At 35.9% G+C, this 15,864-nt stretch carries 16 protein-coding genes; 11 read left to right on the forward strand and 5 right to left on the reverse strand.

Annotated features, from left to right (window positions below):
- Nucleotides 1-209 precede the first annotated feature (209 nt).
- Together ACTDJC_RS14380 and ACTDJC_RS14385 are read left to right on the forward strand one after the other, a co-directional pair.
- Complete coding sequence (locus ACTDJC_RS14380; protein ID WP_230575554.1) at nucleotides 210-917, forward strand: cytochrome c biogenesis CcdA family protein; 708 nt, start codon at nucleotides 210-212, stop codon at nucleotides 915-917.
- Between the two features lie 89 nt (nucleotides 918-1,006).
- Complete coding sequence (locus tag ACTDJC_RS14385; RefSeq protein ID WP_440603823.1) at nucleotides 1,007-1,513, forward strand: CcdC family protein; 507 nt, start codon at nucleotides 1,007-1,009, stop codon at nucleotides 1,511-1,513.
- 86 nt (nucleotides 1,514-1,599) lie between these two features.
- Here ACTDJC_RS14385 and ACTDJC_RS14390 read toward each other — a convergent pair whose 3' ends face one another.
- Nucleotides 1,600-2,031: a DUF2621 domain-containing protein gene (locus ACTDJC_RS14390; protein WP_440603824.1), complete on the reverse strand. Its 432-nt coding sequence runs from the start codon at nucleotides 2,029-2,031 to the stop codon at nucleotides 1,600-1,602.
- Between the two features lie 103 nt (nucleotides 2,032-2,134).
- The gene (locus ACTDJC_RS14395; protein ID WP_440603825.1) at nucleotides 2,135-2,434 is read right to left on the reverse strand and encodes a hypothetical protein; all 300 of its coding nucleotides are present in this window, start codon (nucleotides 2,432-2,434) and stop codon (nucleotides 2,135-2,137) included.
- A gap of 257 nt (nucleotides 2,435-2,691) precedes the next feature.
- Between ACTDJC_RS14395 and ACTDJC_RS14400 the strand changes: the two genes are divergently transcribed.
- Complete coding sequence (locus ACTDJC_RS14400; RefSeq protein ID WP_440603826.1) at nucleotides 2,692-3,384, forward strand: aspartate/glutamate racemase family protein; 693 nt, start codon at nucleotides 2,692-2,694, stop codon at nucleotides 3,382-3,384.
- A 102-nt stretch (nucleotides 3,385-3,486) separates the two neighbouring features.
- Nucleotides 3,487-4,077, forward strand: coding sequence for an AAA family ATPase (locus tag ACTDJC_RS14405; RefSeq protein WP_440604006.1), 591 nt, complete (start codon nucleotides 3,487-3,489; stop codon nucleotides 4,075-4,077).
- A 55-nt stretch (nucleotides 4,078-4,132) separates the two neighbouring features.
- Here the strand turns inward: ACTDJC_RS14405 and ACTDJC_RS14410 are convergent, their stop codons facing one another.
- Nucleotides 4,133-5,080: a class I SAM-dependent methyltransferase gene (locus tag ACTDJC_RS14410; RefSeq protein ID WP_440603827.1), complete on the reverse strand. Its 948-nt coding sequence runs from the start codon at nucleotides 5,078-5,080 to the stop codon at nucleotides 4,133-4,135.
- 215 nt (nucleotides 5,081-5,295) lie between these two features.
- On the opposite strand from ACTDJC_RS14410, the gene hutP reads away from it, so the two are divergent.
- The 6 genes from hutP (at nucleotide 5,296) to ACTDJC_RS14440 (ending at nucleotide 11,999) form a co-directional block, all read left to right on the forward strand.
- Nucleotides 5,296-5,736: a hut operon transcriptional regulator HutP gene (gene hutP / locus ACTDJC_RS14415; RefSeq protein WP_035437001.1), complete on the forward strand. Its 441-nt coding sequence runs from the start codon at nucleotides 5,296-5,298 to the stop codon at nucleotides 5,734-5,736.
- A gap of 107 nt (nucleotides 5,737-5,843) precedes the next feature.
- Complete coding sequence (gene hutH / locus ACTDJC_RS14420) at nucleotides 5,844-7,361, forward strand: histidine ammonia-lyase (protein WP_440603828.1); 1,518 nt, start codon at nucleotides 5,844-5,846, stop codon at nucleotides 7,359-7,361.
- Between the two features lie 16 nt (nucleotides 7,362-7,377).
- Nucleotides 7,378-9,036, forward strand: a complete 1,659-nt coding sequence (gene hutU / locus ACTDJC_RS14425) for a urocanate hydratase (protein WP_440603829.1) — start codon at nucleotides 7,378-7,380, stop codon at nucleotides 9,034-9,036.
- A 12-nt stretch (nucleotides 9,037-9,048) separates the two neighbouring features.
- Nucleotides 9,049-10,320 carry an imidazolonepropionase gene (hutI, locus tag ACTDJC_RS14430; RefSeq protein ID WP_440603830.1) on the forward strand — a complete coding sequence of 424 codons (1,272 nt, stop codon included), beginning with the start codon at nucleotides 9,049-9,051 and terminating at the stop codon, nucleotides 10,318-10,320.
- Nucleotides 10,299-11,270, forward strand: a complete 972-nt coding sequence (gene hutG, locus ACTDJC_RS14435) for a formimidoylglutamase (RefSeq protein WP_440603831.1) — start codon at nucleotides 10,299-10,301, stop codon at nucleotides 11,268-11,270. Before hutI ends, hutG begins: the two co-directional genes overlap by 22 nt.
- Nucleotides 11,271-11,432: 162 nt before the next feature.
- The gene (locus ACTDJC_RS14440; protein ID WP_440603832.1) at nucleotides 11,433-11,999 is read left to right on the forward strand and encodes an undecaprenyl-diphosphatase; all 567 of its coding nucleotides are present in this window, start codon (nucleotides 11,433-11,435) and stop codon (nucleotides 11,997-11,999) included.
- 196 nt (nucleotides 12,000-12,195) lie between these two features.
- Here the strand turns inward: ACTDJC_RS14440 and ACTDJC_RS14445 are convergent, their stop codons facing one another.
- A complete protein-coding gene (locus ACTDJC_RS14445; RefSeq protein ID WP_440603833.1) occupies nucleotides 12,196-14,121 on the reverse strand; it encodes a PAS domain S-box protein in 1,926 nt (641 codons plus the stop codon).
- A 441-nt stretch (nucleotides 14,122-14,562) separates the two neighbouring features.
- On the opposite strand from ACTDJC_RS14445, the gene ACTDJC_RS14450 reads away from it, so the two are divergent.
- Entirely contained in the window at nucleotides 14,563-14,937 is a 375-nt protein-coding gene (locus ACTDJC_RS14450) for a VOC family protein (protein WP_440603834.1), read from the forward strand.
- A gap of 96 nt (nucleotides 14,938-15,033) precedes the next feature.
- Here ACTDJC_RS14450 and ACTDJC_RS14455 read toward each other — a convergent pair whose 3' ends face one another.
- On the reverse strand, nucleotides 15,034-15,843 hold the full coding sequence (locus tag ACTDJC_RS14455; protein WP_253630012.1) for a YitT family protein: 810 nt from the start codon (nucleotides 15,841-15,843) through the stop codon (nucleotides 15,034-15,036).
- Between the last annotated feature and the right edge of the window lie 21 nt (nucleotides 15,844-15,864).

Here is a 15,864-nt window from a genome sequence, read left to right on the forward strand (position 1 = left end):
TATGTTGAAAAATCAAAATGGATTTATCCCGCATTAACGGGCAGTAAGCCTCCCTACTGATGGAAGTTTCACTTTATATAAACAAAGCAAATATCAATATAATGAATAGAATTTTATGATATTCATAGTGATAATAGTAAGTTCATGAATTTTTCATGGTATTCGCTGTGAATTTTGCTACAATATAATGAGAAGAGAGGAGGCGGAATATGCAAGACATTAATATCTTTTTAGCGTTTGGGGCAGGTTTTTTATCATTTATTTCTCCATGTTGTTTACCGCTCTATCCAGCATTTTTATCGTACATAACAGGGATGTCTATTTCTGATTTAAAAGAGGAGAATGCCATGCTTCGTAAACGGAGTATGTTGCATACAGCATTTTTCTTAATTGGGTTTTCGATTATTTTTATTGCAATCGGTTTTGGAACAAGCTTTGTAGGGACATTTTTTGTAGATTATCAAAATCTAATTCGCCAATTAGGAGCTATTTTTATTGTTGTTTTCGGTCTCATTATAACAGGAGTGTTTAAACCAACATTCTTAATGCAAGATAAAAAAATTACATTTAAAAGTAGACCGAGTGGTTACTTTGGCTCTACTTTAATTGGAATCGCATTTGCTGCGGGATGGACACCTTGTACAGGACCGATTTTAGTGTCAGTTATTGCACTTGCTGCGACAAATCCACAATCAGCGATGTTATATATGATTGCTTACATACTTGGTTTTGCAATTCCATTCTTTATTTTGTCGTTCTTTATTACAAAAATGACTTGGATTAAAAAACATAGTGCATCGTTCGTTAAAATTGGCGGTTATATTATGATTGCAATGGGTGTATTACTTTATTTTAATGGTCTTACAAAAATCACTATATTCTTTTCGAATTTATTTGGGGGATTTAAAGGGTTTTAGTTTTTTTTATAGAAATGTTGGAAATACTAAAAGTAGAGCATATACTGAGACTATATTTTCGATATTTCCAAAACAAAGGGTGAGTACGAATGAATTTAGCTCTTTTATCAAGTATTATGGCGGTTTGTATGGCTGTCGGAGTCATGTTTATTCGCATAAAAGCAGCAAAAAAACCAGCAACATTGAAAAAAATTGTACTTCCACCAATCTTTATGAGCACGGGAGCAATTATGTATCTTCTCCCAGAATTTCGCCTAACAGCGCAAGAAATATTAGAAGCAATTATTGTAGGGTTAATTTTTTCTATTTTTCTTATTAAAACGTCAAAATTTGAAATACGAGGACAAGAGATTTATTTAAAACGCTCTAAAGCGTTTATCTTTATTTTAATCGGTTTACTTGTTGTTCGCATTGCGTTTAAATCGTATTTAAGTGCGACGATTGATGTAGGACAATTAAGTGGAATGTTTTTCTTACTTGCGTTTGCGATGATTGTATCATGGCGCATTGCAATGTATCGTTCGTTTACGAAATTACAAAAGGAAATGGAAAAACAATCTGATTTTTATAATGAAAAAGATATAAAATTAACGTAAAAACCTCAAGAATTCTTGAGGTTTTTTATCATATCTGGCGATTCATCACCCCCCACCTCAAACGCGAAGCGGTAGGTGGGGATAGTTCAATTTGCTAGCAATGATTGATAACGTGAGTAGTCAATTTGCTTTTCTTTTAATTTTTTTATTAAAAACTTATGATCCCGTTTTGGTGTTGCTAAAATATATCCTTTAATGATTAAATCTTCTGTTATTTGTGATGCTTGTTCTTCTAAAGCAAGTGCACCAATTTTACCAGCAATTTTAGACCGAGCGACGTCGCGAAATAGCTCTGGAACAGGGCTGACAAGTTCTTCTAATAAAGCTTTTTGCTCAGCTTTCCATAAATGTCTCGTTTCATCGATATAATGTTGTTCCCAATCTAAAATGGACATGCCATCTTCTTTTGGTAGTCGTTTTAAGAATTTTCGGAACATAAAATATCCACCAATGGACATGAGTCCTAGTAAAATAACTGTCCATATGACAATAAACCAACTGAACCATCCTTCAAGCAACATAATTCCCCCTTTATGTTATTAGAAACCGATTCTTTTATGCTTATTATAAGCAGTGAGATTCATAGAAAGCAAGAAGGCTTGACCTATTGGCCAAGCTTTCTTATACAAAGTATAATTGTTCAATTCGGAATGTTTCTGTATCATCTTCGAAATATTCGATGATTAGCGTGCCAACTTTGCGATTTTTATCCTCTGTAGTGAAAATAGAATAAGAAGTAAAGCGTGCTGTTGATAAGCCGCTAATATGTGTAGGAAGGGCAATGTATTCGTTGTTTTGAAAGAAAGTCATAAGTTCAATGTCTTCAAACTGCTTGCGATTTTCAACCGCTGCTCCAGTATAACGCTTTTGCAATTGTTTCAATGTTTCGTTCCATGATCGTACCTTTGTGTCGTATACCATTGTTCAAGCTCCTTACTGTATGTAGTAAAAAGAACATATGTTCCTATATAGTATACTCCTTTTAAAAGAAAAGGAAAAGCAAAAAATAATGTAAGCTTGGTTTTTCAAGCTTACATAGCGGAAAAATACGTTCAATTTAATCTCTGTTTTTTATTATAAGACAGATAGAAAAAGGAAACAAGGAGAGATGTGTTTTGTTGATTGTTTTGAAAATTATGTATAATTTAATAATAAAAGATTTATAGGGGGAGTAAATTATGAAAATAATTGGCCTTATTGGAGGAATGAGTTGGGAGTCATCTGCCCAATATTATCGACTTATTAACGAAGAAGTAAAAAACAAATTAGGGGGGTTACATTCAGCAAAGTGTCTTTTATATAGTGTTGATTTTGAAGAAATTGAACGCTATCAATCAGAGGGTGATTGGAAACAAGCTGGTGAAATGTTGGGGGAAGCTGCATTTTCATTAGAAAAAGGTGGAGCTGATTTCATTGTTATATGCACAAATACGATGCACAAAGTTGTAGATGACATACAAGAAAAAATCAATATTCCTATTTTACATATTGCCGATGCTACAGCTAATCAAGTAAAAAAGAGAGGAATTATCACGGTAGGTTTACTTGGGACAAAATATACGATGGAGCAAGATTTTTACAAATCACGATTAGAATCCAATGGTATAAAGGTTTTAGTACCAAATGAAAATGATAGAAAAATTGTAAATAAAGTAATTTATGAAGAATTGTGTTTAGGAAAAGTGTGTCAAAAATCAAGAGATTACTACAAAAAAGTAATTGAACGCTTAGTTTATAACGGAGCTGAAGGAATTATATTGGGTTGTACAGAAATTGGATTGTTAGTAAAACCAGAGGATTCTGGAGTTCCATTATTTGATACGACTTTCATACATGCCGTTGAAGCTGTTAATAAATCTTTAGAAGATTGAGTGAATCTAACTCCAATGAAAGGAGGGATTGGATTAATGATTGAACAAAAGGAGTATTGGAATAATAGGTTTAAAGAATGATAAACAATTTTGATAAAAAGGATGAAGGAAATGAGAAGTATTATATCATTACAAGGATTTATGGCGAGTGGAAAAACAACGTTAGCAAAAAGGTTAGAACAAAGGGGAATGCGAATCATATACGAAAACCCATATCCAATTGTCAAAAAGAGAAAAGAACTGCGGTTAGATATTGGTACAAAAGAAGGATTTATCGCAAATCAGAAGCTTTTTATTGAGGCGAAAATAGAAGAATTTCAGCAGCTACCTAATGGTATTATCATTTTTGATCGTGGACCAGAAGATATTGAGTTCTATACCTTATACTATCCAAAATTAATAGGGAAAGATTGGGATATGGAAAAGGAAATGATAAATGAATTAAGGGAGTTACGGAAATGTCGTTCACAAGCCATTTTTTATTTAAGCGCTTCAAAGGAAGTATTGCAAAAAAGAAAAGAATCTGATGATATAAGACAACGAAGTACATTTGAAGAACAAATGAAATTAATAGAAATAGAGAAAAGTTGGTATGAACAATTTCCAGTCACGTATTTGAATGTGGATGCAAAGTTAGTAGAGGAAGTGGAGCACTATTTTATAAAATGGTTAGGAGAGCGTGGAGGGGCATAAAAGAAAGCTGTCTTTTTCTAGAAGAAACAGCTTTGCTAGTATAGTATTATTTTAATTATTTTCTACAGCGATAAACCGCTACAGCCTTCGGATCGCGCCATATGCCGTTATGATGTGATAAATCCTGTTCTATTTCAACTTGTAACCACTTTTTCATCTCTGTATGTAAGCTAAAATCATCTGGAATATTTAGTGATGGAAACATACTTGCTATATAATTTATAATTGGTGCAGATTCATGGAAAAGAAGAGAGTTGTGAATAACAGTTTCCTCAACAATAGGAAAAACTGCGCTCAATAGTTCTTTACCGTTTTCTAAACAAAATGGACTAGCCGTAGGTGACTTTTCAGGTAACTCAAATGCGAGTAACATTCGGTTGCACATGTCTTCTATGCGTGGTAATGATGCATAGGAATTTGTTGTAGCTAGAAAACCACCATCTGGACGGATAATATTTTTAAACCCTCGAATAGTGTTTTCGACATCGGGTACATGATACAACATGTGACGTGCAATAACCCAATCGTAAAAATTATAGGGAAAAGGGAGTTTCGTCGCGTCTCCAATTACCCATTCAATAGTTTTTTTATTGCTACTATTATTTTTTTCTTCTTGAATCATAGTGGGAGATTGATCTAACCCTGTAAGCTGACCTTGGTGACCAAGTTTTTGTAATGTTATAAGAAATTTTCCAGTTGCACAGCCAATATCTAATATTTTTTCTTGTCCTGTTAATTGCAATTGAGAGATTACTATTTTATCTAAATCTACTTGTTTTTCTTCATATTTTAGATGTGTATCGATTCGTACTTGCAGATGGTCATTCACTGTATATTGACGTTTTACATCATTTAACTTTTGTGATTCCACTTGTATGCAAAAATTTCGAATGGCATGAGTTAATACTTCTGTTTTGTTAAGACCTTCATATGTCAAAGCTGCATCAAATCTTTCTAACAATTCTTCACAGATTCTAAAGTGAATATCTTTTCTTTTTACCATAGGACCCCTCCTGTAATCAGCTAAGGAGAATATAACATGCGTCAAATTTTGCTGTAAATAAATTGTGTACACAATTGTAGATTGCTTTTGTAAAAATTTGTGTGATGAATAATTTTTACTAAAATTCTCACAGTAAACCATTGACGATTTAAACGTTTTCATATATTCTTAAATTAAGAAATATTTAAACAATTCAAAAGAAAAGAGAGAGTCACATGCTTCTTCATGGAACACAACGAATTGGTCGCATGGCGATGCTGCTTGCACTTGCGGAGGAACACGAGAGTCCGATTTTATCTCTTCCGAAAGGTTGGAAATATTGTACAGGCAAAGTCGGTTCAATGAATTCGCAAAAAGTTGTTGCTGCAATGGAAACAGCTGCACGTAGTAACCATGTTATTGAAACAGACGTTTACAGAGAAACACATGCGCTTTACCATGCAATTATGGAAGCGTTGTACGGAGTAACGAGAGGACAGATTCAGTTAGCAGACGTTCTTCGTACAGTAGGGCTTCGATTTGCGATTGTGCGCGGCACACCATACGACGGTGAAAAAGAAGGCGAATGGGTTGCTGTTGCACTATATGGTACGATAGGTGCGCCTGTGAAAGGATCAGAGCATGAGGCGATTGGATTAGGTATTAATCACATATAAAAAACTGCCCATAGTTAATTAGTTAAGAGGGGGCCTTACTTTTTAAGACATTAGTCTGTCTTAAAAAGCTAAGGTCCCCTTTTGCTTTTTTTAAAAGGAGGAAAATCATGATTACATTAACTGGACATTCATTAACATTGCAGGAAATGAAACGAATACTGTTTGAAGGAGAACAGGTAACTGCTTGTCCAAATAGTATGCAAAAGGTTACAGAGTGCCGACAAGCTGTAGAGCAAATTGTTGAAGAGGGTAAAGTCGTTTACGGCATTACAACAGGCTTTGGAAAATTTAGTGATGTACTGATTCAAAAAGAAGATGTGAAAGCACTTCAACATAATTTAATTCAATCTCATGCATGTGGTGTTGGGGAACCTTTCTCTGAAGAAGTGTCACGCGCTATGCTTGTGTTACGCGCAAATACAATGTTGAAGGGGATTTCTGGTGTTAGACCACTTGTTGTAAATATGCTTCTTGAACTTGTGAATCGTCAAATTCATCCCGTTGTTCCGCAGCAAGGTTCACTTGGTGCGAGCGGGGATTTAGCACCGCTTTCTCATCTTGCTCTTGCTTTATTAGGAGAAGGGGAAGTGTTTTATAAAGGTGAGCGTGTTCATACGATGATCGCTTTAACAAAAGAAGGATTAGAACCAATCACATTAGAAGCAAAAGAAGGTTTAGCGCTTATTAACGGAACACAAGCAATGACTGCACAAGGAATTGTAGCGTATTTAGAAGCAGAAGCAATCGCTTATCAAGCAGAATTAATTGCTTCGATGACAATTGAAGGATTACAAGGCATTATTGATGCCTTTGATGAAGATGTTCATCTTGCACGTGGATATAAAGAGCAAGTAGAAGTTGCAAGTCGTATTCGTAATGTGCTTCATGATAGCAAACTTGTTACGAAGCAAGGGGAACTTCGTGTACAAGATGCATACTCACTTCGTTGTATTCCACAAGTGCACGGAGCATCTTGGCAAGTGTTGAATTATGTGAAAGAAAAGTTAGAAATTGAAATGAATGCTGCAACAGACAATCCGCTTATTTTTGACGGTGGTCAAAAAGTAATTTCTGGTGGTAACTTCCACGGACAGCCAATTGCGTTTGCAATGGACTTCCTAAAGGTAGGAATGGCAGAGCTTGCAAATATTTCTGAACGTCGTATTGAGAGACTTGTTAATCCGCAGTTGAATGATTTACCACCGTTTTTAAGTCCAGAACCAGGTCTTCAATCCGGTGCGATGATTATGCAATATGCAGCAGCAGCACTTGTTTCAGAAAATAAAACATTAGCTCATCCAGCGAGTGTAGATTCTATTCCATCATCAGCAAATCAAGAAGATCACGTAAGTATGGGAACAATTGCGTCGCGTCATGCACATCAAATTATTCAAAATGTACGTCGCGTGTTAGCAATTGAAACGATTTGTGCGATGCAAGCAGCTGAGTACCGCGGCATTGAACAAATGAGCACGCAAACGAAAGCGTTTTATCACCAAGTTCGCCAAATTGTACCATCTATTAAAAACGATCGTATTTTTTCAACAGATATTGAAAACACGGCTCATTGGTTAAGAACAACAAATTGGACAATGGACCGTATGAATGTAAATGCAACACTATAATAAGGGAGAGATTACAATGGAAAATGTAAAACAAACAATTCGCGCGCCAAGAGGTACTGAATTAAATGCAAAAGGTTGGGTACAAGAAGCAGCACTTCGTATGCTTATGAATAACCTTGATCCAGAAGTAGCAGAAAAGCCAGAAGAACTTGTTGTATACGGTGGTATTGGCCGTGCTGCTCGTAACTGGGATAGCTATCATGCAATTGTAGAGTCTCTTAAAAATTTAGAGAGTGATGAAACGTTATTAGTTCAATCTGGGAAACCAGTGGCAATTTTCAAATCTCATGAAGATGCACCGCGTGTCCTTCTAGCAAATTCAAACCTAGTACCAAAATGGGCAACTTGGGAGCATTTCCGTGAACTTGAACAAAAAGGTTTAATGATGTATGGCCAAATGACAGCAGGTAGCTGGATTTATATCGGTACACAAGGGATTTTACAAGGAACTTATGAAACATTTGGTGAAGCAGCACGTCAACACTTTGGTGGTTCATTAAAAGGAACATTAACAATTACTGCTGGTCTTGGTGGTATGGGCGGAGCGCAGCCACTTGCTGTTACGATGAACGGCGGTGTTGTGATTGCAATTGACGTGGATAAACGCAGCATCGATCGCCGCATTGAAAAGAGATATTGTGATATGTATACAGAATCTCTTGAAGAAGCATTAGCTGTTGCAAAAGAATATAAAGAAAAGAAAGAACCAATCTCCATTGGATTATTAGGTAATGCAGCTGAAATTTTACCAGAGCTTGTAAAACGCGGCATTACACCAGACTTAGTAACAGACCAAACATCTGCGCACGATCCGTTAAATGGTTATGTTCCAGTTGGTTATTCATTAGAAGAAGCGGCAGTGCTTCGTCAAGAAGATCCAGAGCGCTACGTACAATTATCAAAGGAAAGTATGACAAAACATGTGGAAGCAATTCTTGATATGCAAAAGAACGGTGCAATTGCGTTTGATTATGGTAATAATATTCGTCAGGTTGCATATGATGAAGGCTTAAAAAATGCATTCGATTTCCCAGGATTCGTTCCAGCATTTATTCGTCCGCTATTCTGTGAAGGAAAAGGACCATTCCGCTGGGTAGCACTTTCTGGTGATCCAGAAGATATTTATAAAACAGATGAAGTTATTTTACGTGAATTTGCTGATAATGAGCATTTATGTAATTGGATTCGTATGGCACGTGATCAAGTGGAATTCCAAGGACTTCCATCCCGTATTTGTTGGTTAGGATATGGAGAGCGTGCGAAATTTGGCCGTATTATTAACGAAATGGTAGCAAACGGTGAATTATCTGCACCAATCGTTATCGGTCGTGATCATTTAGACTGCGGATCTGTTGCTTCGCCAAACCGTGAAACAGAAGCAATGAAAGATGGCAGTGATGCTGTAGCTGACTGGCCAATTTTAAATGCGTTAATTAACAGTGTAAACGGCGCAAGCTGGGTATCTGTTCACCATGGTGGCGGTGTTGGTATGGGATATTCTCTTCATGCGGGAATGGTTATTGTTGCGGATGGAACGGAAGCAGCAGCAAAACGAATTGAGCGCGTCTTAACTTCTGACCCTGGAATGGGTGTTGTTCGTCACGTTGATGCTGGATATGACCTTGCAGTGCAAACAGCAAAAGAAAAAGGCGTCAATATTCCGATGATGAAGTAAGGAGGAGAAACCATGCTAGATATTTTATTAACGAATATTGGTCAATTATTAACAATGGATCAAGAAGATGGACTACTACGGCGGGAAGCGATGAATACGCTTCCTGTCATTGAAAACGGTGCGGTAGGTATTGAAAATGGTATTATCACATTCGTAGGCACAATGGAAGAGGCGAAGGAGTTACATGCAAAAGAAGTTGTGGATTGCGAAGGGAAAATGGTTTCACCGGGTCTTGTCGATCCGCATACACATCTTGTATTTGGCGGCTCTCGTGAAAATGAAATTGCTCTCAAACTACAAGGTGTACCATATTTAGAGATTTTAGAAAAAGGCGGCGGAATTCTTTCCACTGTAAATGCTACAAAACAAGCAACAAAAGAAGACCTTGTTGAAAAGGCAAAATTCCACTTAGATCGTATGTTATCTTTTGGGGTAACAACAATGGAAGCGAAGAGTGGTTATGGATTAGATGATGTAACAGAGTGGAAACAATTAGAGGCGGCAGCGCAGGTTCAGAAAGAGCATCCAATTGATGTTGTGTCAACGTTCTTAGGGGCTCATGCAGTGCCAAAAGAATATAAAGGAAAATCGAAAGAATTTTTACAATGGATGCTTGATTTGTTACCAGAAATTAAAGAAAAGCAATTAGCAGAGTTTGTAGATATTTTCTGTGAAACAGGAGTATTCTCTGTTGAAGAATCAAAAGAATTTTTACGCAAGGCGAAAGAACTTGGTTTTGATGTGAAAATTCATGCGGATGAAATTGATCCCCTTGGCGGTGCGGAAGCGGCTGCTGAGATTGGTGCTGCATCAGCTGACCATTTAGTGGGAGCATCTGATAAAGGGATTGAGATGCTAGCAAATTCCAATACAGTTGCTGTACTGCTGCCAGGTACAACATTTTACTTGAATAAAGAAAGTTTTGCTAGAGGCCGTAAAATGATTGATGATGGTGTAGCAGTAGCTTTAGCGACTGATTTCAATCCTGGCAGCTGTCCGACAGAAAACATTCAACTCATCATGAGTATTGCGATGTTAAAGTTAAAATTGACACCAGAAGAAGTATGGAATGCTGTAACAGTAAACTCAGCGTATGCAATTAATCGCGGTGATGTAGCTGGAAAAATCCGTGTTGGACGTAAGGCGGACATCGTATTATGGGATGCATACAATTATGCGTACGTACCATACCATTACGGCGTTAGTCATGTAAATACAGTATGGAAGCAAGGAGATATTGCGTATACAAGAGGTGACAAGGTGTGGAGCAAGACCACTATTTAAAGAAAAATGCAAAGTTTATTGACCGTGAAGTAACGAAATGGAGCGATATGATTAAGAGATGGGATGAAAGCGAAGAAATCTTCGGAGCAGCATTAATTGGTGCTCCGCTGTCAAAACCATCCATTAGTCATTCGGGCGCATGCTTTGCACCGAACACAATTCGAGCGATGTTAGATGCTTATAGTACGTATGCAATTACAGAAGAGCATGATATGAAAGATAGCGTTCTGTATGATTGTGGTGATATTACGATGCATGTCACGGATTTAAAAGAAAGCCATGCTCGCATTGCAAAAACGTTAGAAAGTCTTACAAAGTCGAATCCACAGATGGTACCGATTGTTCTTGGTGGAGATCATTCCATTAGCTTTCCAAGTATAAGTGGTTTTGCAAGTAGCAAAGGGAAAGTTGGGATTATTCAATTTGATGCTCATCATGATTTACGTAACTTAGAAGATGGCGGACCTTCAAATGGGACACCGTTTCGTAGTTTATTAGAGAATGATGTTATTACAGGGAAGCAACTCGTGCAAATAGGGATTCGAAACTTTTCTAATGCCCGTACGTACCATGAATATGCAAAAGAACATGGAGTAACAGTATATACAATGCAACATGTTAGAGAGCGTCATATAAAAGATATTATTACAGAAAGTATTGAATTACTGCGCTATCAAGGTGTTACATCTATTTATATTTCTGTTGATATGGACGTATTAGATCAAGCATTTGCACCAGGGTGTCCAGCAATTGGGCCGGGTGGTATGGATAGTACCACGTTACTTGATGCAATGACAGTACTTGGGCAAGAACCTCTTGTGGCAGGTATGGATATTGTGGAAATCGATCCAACACTTGATTTTCGTGATATGACAAGCCGCGTGGCAGCACAGGTGATTATGAGCTTTTTATTGGCTCGCGAAACGGTGCGTAAACAAATAAATATATGAGAAAAGAGAGTTAACTCAAAGTTTCGTTTTAACGGAATTTTGACCGTTAGCTCTTTTTTCTTTTGGATTACATTTCACTCGTATTGGGACATAGTACATAGTTCTTTGTTATCTAGAAATACTAAGAATAATATTTAAAGGGAAATGGAAGGAGATGCTCTTATGGACTACAAAATATTTAGAGCTATTAACCGGTTAGTTGGGCGTTATCCATCTGTAGATGCCATTATGACGATGATTTCTCAAAAAGCGCGTTATATGTATGCTCTTTTATTAATCCTAATGTGGTTTCGTGACAGGTTTTATAAAAAAATTACGATACAGGCATCAATCTCTGCATGTATAACGTTACTTATTAATTTTTTCATAAAACAATTCTATTTTAGAGCTCGTCCTTTTTTGAATCATAATGCGCATCTATTACCTCCAGTTCCACCAAGAATGAATTCTTCATTTCCGAGTAAACATACGATGCTCGCATTTGCCGTTGCAACGTCTATCCTTTTTTATAAACGTATGCTTGGGTGCTTTATGTGGCTATTAGCATTTTTAACAGGATTTTCACGTATTTGGAGTGGACAGCATTATCCATCTGATATTATCGGAAGCGCCTTAATAGGGAGTCTAACTAGTATTGTTGTTAACGTTATTTTATGGTTATGGAATTCTTTTGTTTTATGTATTATGCATAGCTACAATCGTCTTTGTACGTTCGTAAGATTGCGTTAATCATGAATGGAATATGAAATGCGTATTATCTTGTTAGAGTAGATTCTAATTATTAGGAAGTTAGTGGAGTATGAATAATTGAAATATAAAAAAATGATAAAGCATTGCTTACTAAAAGAAGAGCAAATAGGAAAGTAACTTTTCTGTTTGCTCTTCTTATTTATCTCGCTATTCGTGGGCAGTAAGACCCTCCACCTCAAGCGCGAAGCGGTAGGTGGGGGTAGTTCAATTCGGACATAATAGGTAACCGAATATCTACAGTTGTTCCTTTATTTAATTCACTTGTAATGTGTAATTTTCCATTATGTTCTTCGATGATTTTATAACACATCATTAAGCCTAATCCAGTTCCTTTTTCTTTCAAACTATAGAAGGGTTCCCCTAAACGTGAAATGCGATCTTGTGGAATTCCGCAGCCTTCATCTGTGATGTTGATTAATATAGAATGATTTTCTTCCTGCATAGTTTCAATGAAAATATTACCTCCGTGAGGCATTGCTTCTATGGCGTTTTTCAAGATATTGATAAATACTTGTTTGAGTTGATTTCCGTCACATTGAATTGTTGGCAAAATGGATGCGTGATTCATGATAATATGTACATTTTGCATCATTGCAGTTGGTAAAATGAACGTTACCACTTCTTCAATTAATTTTTGAATTTGGCAAGATTGTATAGATACAGTTTGTGGTTTAGACATTGCCATAAATTGATTCGTAATCGATTCCATTTGAGCAATCTCACTTAACATGACATCAACATACCATTTGCTGTTTTCACTAATATCAGGTTCTAGCAATTTTAAAAAACCTTTTAAGGAGGTTAATGGGTTTCGTATTTCATGAGCAATTCCAGCGGTTAGCTGTCCAACAACTGCTAGTTTCTCAGATTTTCTCAATAATTGTTCTGTTTTCTTTAAATCTGTAACATCTTGTCCCATAATGACGATTCCTTTTCGAGATCCATCAGGATGAAAAAGAGGTACTTTTATAATATCAAGGATGAGCGGGCCGGAGCTAGAATCTATAATCATTTCTTCATCACGTATGCTCTCTTTTTTTTGCCATGCAAATTCATCAGATTTTTCACAGTATAGGAAGGAGTTGCGATATAGTTCATTATATTGGATTAACTCGCTATCTTTTTTGCCGCGATATGGCACATTTTCAAAATTTAAACTAGAAATAGCGTAATCATTTGCTTCAAGCCATCTGCCTTCTTCATCTTTAAAAAGAATAAAAGCTGGCATCGCATTTATTAATGTTCGTAAGCGTTTTTCACTCTCTTTTAATGCATGCTCCATTTTTTTACGTTCTGTAATATCTCTTAAACTACTTACAAAAGCTACTACTTCTCCGTATGTGTTTACAATAGGAGAAATAAAGTTACTTACATTAATTAAATTCCCGTTTTTGTGCTGTCTAAGTGTTTCTTGTGATGTGAAAAGTTTGTTATTAGCAAGTTCTTGATAGATCTTGTTGTATTTTTCTTTTGAAAAATCTGGGATAGTAGGTATTGTTTCTCCGAGCATCTCTTGTTCAGTCCAGCCGAAAAGAGTTTCAAAAGCTTTATTTGCTTTCATTACCCGAAGTTTTAAATCAAGAACAACAATGGCATCTACGGTGTTTTTTAGAAGTGAGTCTAGTTGTTGTTTTGTTAATGTAAAATCTTCTTTTATTTGTTTTGTTTTCATGATATCTTTCATTATCACATATGCTCCGACGAGCTTATTATCTACAAAAAACGGTGAGTTTTTTATAATCATATCCATGAGGTACCCATTTTTATGAATCATAGATAATTTATATTCTTGTTGCTTTCCATTCATTATATTTTCAAAAGGTTGTAAATTTTGTTCTGTATGTTGTGGAGTAATGAAAGAATAGATTGTCATCTTTTCCAATTCTTTAACTGTATATCCTAGCATTTTTTCGGCTGCAGGATTAGCGTGTAATATATTACCTTGTAAATCGACAGATAAGATACCATCGGGATTATGCTTGAAAAGAGATGTGCAATGCTCTTTTGTATTTATACATTCTGTCATTTTATTTTTTGTAATAGTAGAGCGTCTTTTTGGATGTATACTTTTTTTAAAAGACGTAAACTGTTTCCTTCGCATTCATTATTCCCCCGGATTATATTCTGTATATGTATGATGATTTTAGATAGATGATATACTATGCTACATGTTTTATTTTAAATATATAACATTACTAATGTTATATCCTTTAAGAGTATAGACATGCTAATTATGAATAGTCAATTTTTATTGTATATTTCTAAATTATAAGTTTAATTTTTTGTTAACGGTTAGTAAGTCTTTATCTTTAAGATTATGAGAAAACAAAGAAGATAGGCAGGGGATAATTACCTGTAATCGTCCGATTGATAGGAGTTTTTCATTAGCTTGGATGAAAAAACAATCTAATGAAAGATTCACTTCATAACTGAAAATACGAGATGTTCTTTCGTTTTTCTTATATATCTTCATAATAAGTATGTAAGTTATTTATAAAACACTCTTTGATATAATAAGGATAGTAAAGGGGAGGGGATTATTATGACGTTTAAGATTCAAGGGATTGATCATGTACAATTAGCAGCACCAGCAGGATGTGAAGAAAAAGCACGTACGTTTTATGGAGACATACTTGGATTAGAAGAAATTCCAAAACCTGAAGAACTAAGAAAGCGAGGAGGCTGTTGGTTTCAATGCGGAAATCAAGAGATTCACATTGGAGTAGAACAAAATTTTTCTCCTGCAAAAAAAGCCCATCCTGCTTTTTATGTTCAGCACATTGAACGTTTTCAAGATGATCTAACGCAAAAAGGGGTTTCTGTTATAGTCGATACAGCACGTCCTGATGTTACAAGATTTTATGTATCAGATCCATTTGGAAACCGCATTGAATTTATGGAGCGGAAAGAAGCATAAATAAAGTGAAACTTCCATCAGTGGGGTTCTTACTGTCCGTTAATACGAGGTAAATTTATTGTAAAAAAGCGAGATGGATAATATTCCATCTCGCTTTTAACCTCTTCTAAATAACCCTAATACTTCCACTGTTTCTGTAATGTTTACAAACGCTTGCGGATCAACTTCAGAAATTATAGATTTCATTCCAGCTAGTTCTTCTCGAGAAATTACGGTCATTAATACATGTTTTTTCTCATTTGAGTACGCACCTTCTCCGTCGAGTAAGGTAATCCCACGCACAAGACTGGAAAGAAGCTTTTCTTTCATTTTTTCTGCGTGACTTGTTACAATCATTAGAGTAATTTTTCGATGTTTTGTGTGAACCGCATCAAGTACTTTTCCTGTAACAAAAATAGATAATAAGCTGTTTAAGGCAGTATCCCAATCGAAGAAAAATCCAGAAATAATGATTACAATCGTATTAAGTACGATTAAGATTCCGCCAAGCTGAATATCTTTTTTACGTGAAAGTAACATACCGATAATATCAAATCCACCTGTTGAACCAGCGCAGTTGAAAACAAGTCCAATACCCGCACCGGCAATTACACCACCAAATAACGAAGAAAGTAGTGGATCGGATGCCACTGCATGCACAGGAATAACGTATAATGCTGCCGAAAGTGTGATAACTGATACGATTGTGTAGCCGATAAATCGTTTGCCAAGTCCAATATACCCTAAAATAAGAATAGGTAAGTTTAATAAAAAGTTTACTATTCCAGTATTAAATGGGGTTAAGATTCCAATGATAATTGCAATTCCACTAATCCCACTGCTTAAAATCTTGTGGGGGATAAGGAAAAGATTAAAAGAAAGTGCTACAACTAAAGACCCTAAAATCACTCCAAGTAATCGATACATATCTTTCCCGTCCTTCACTAA

It is taken from the genome of Bacillus sp. GB_SG_008 (genome assembly GCF_052038115.1).
GTDB classification, from domain to species: Bacteria; Bacillota; Bacilli; order Bacillales; family Bacillaceae_G; genus Bacillus_A; species Bacillus_A rhizoplanae.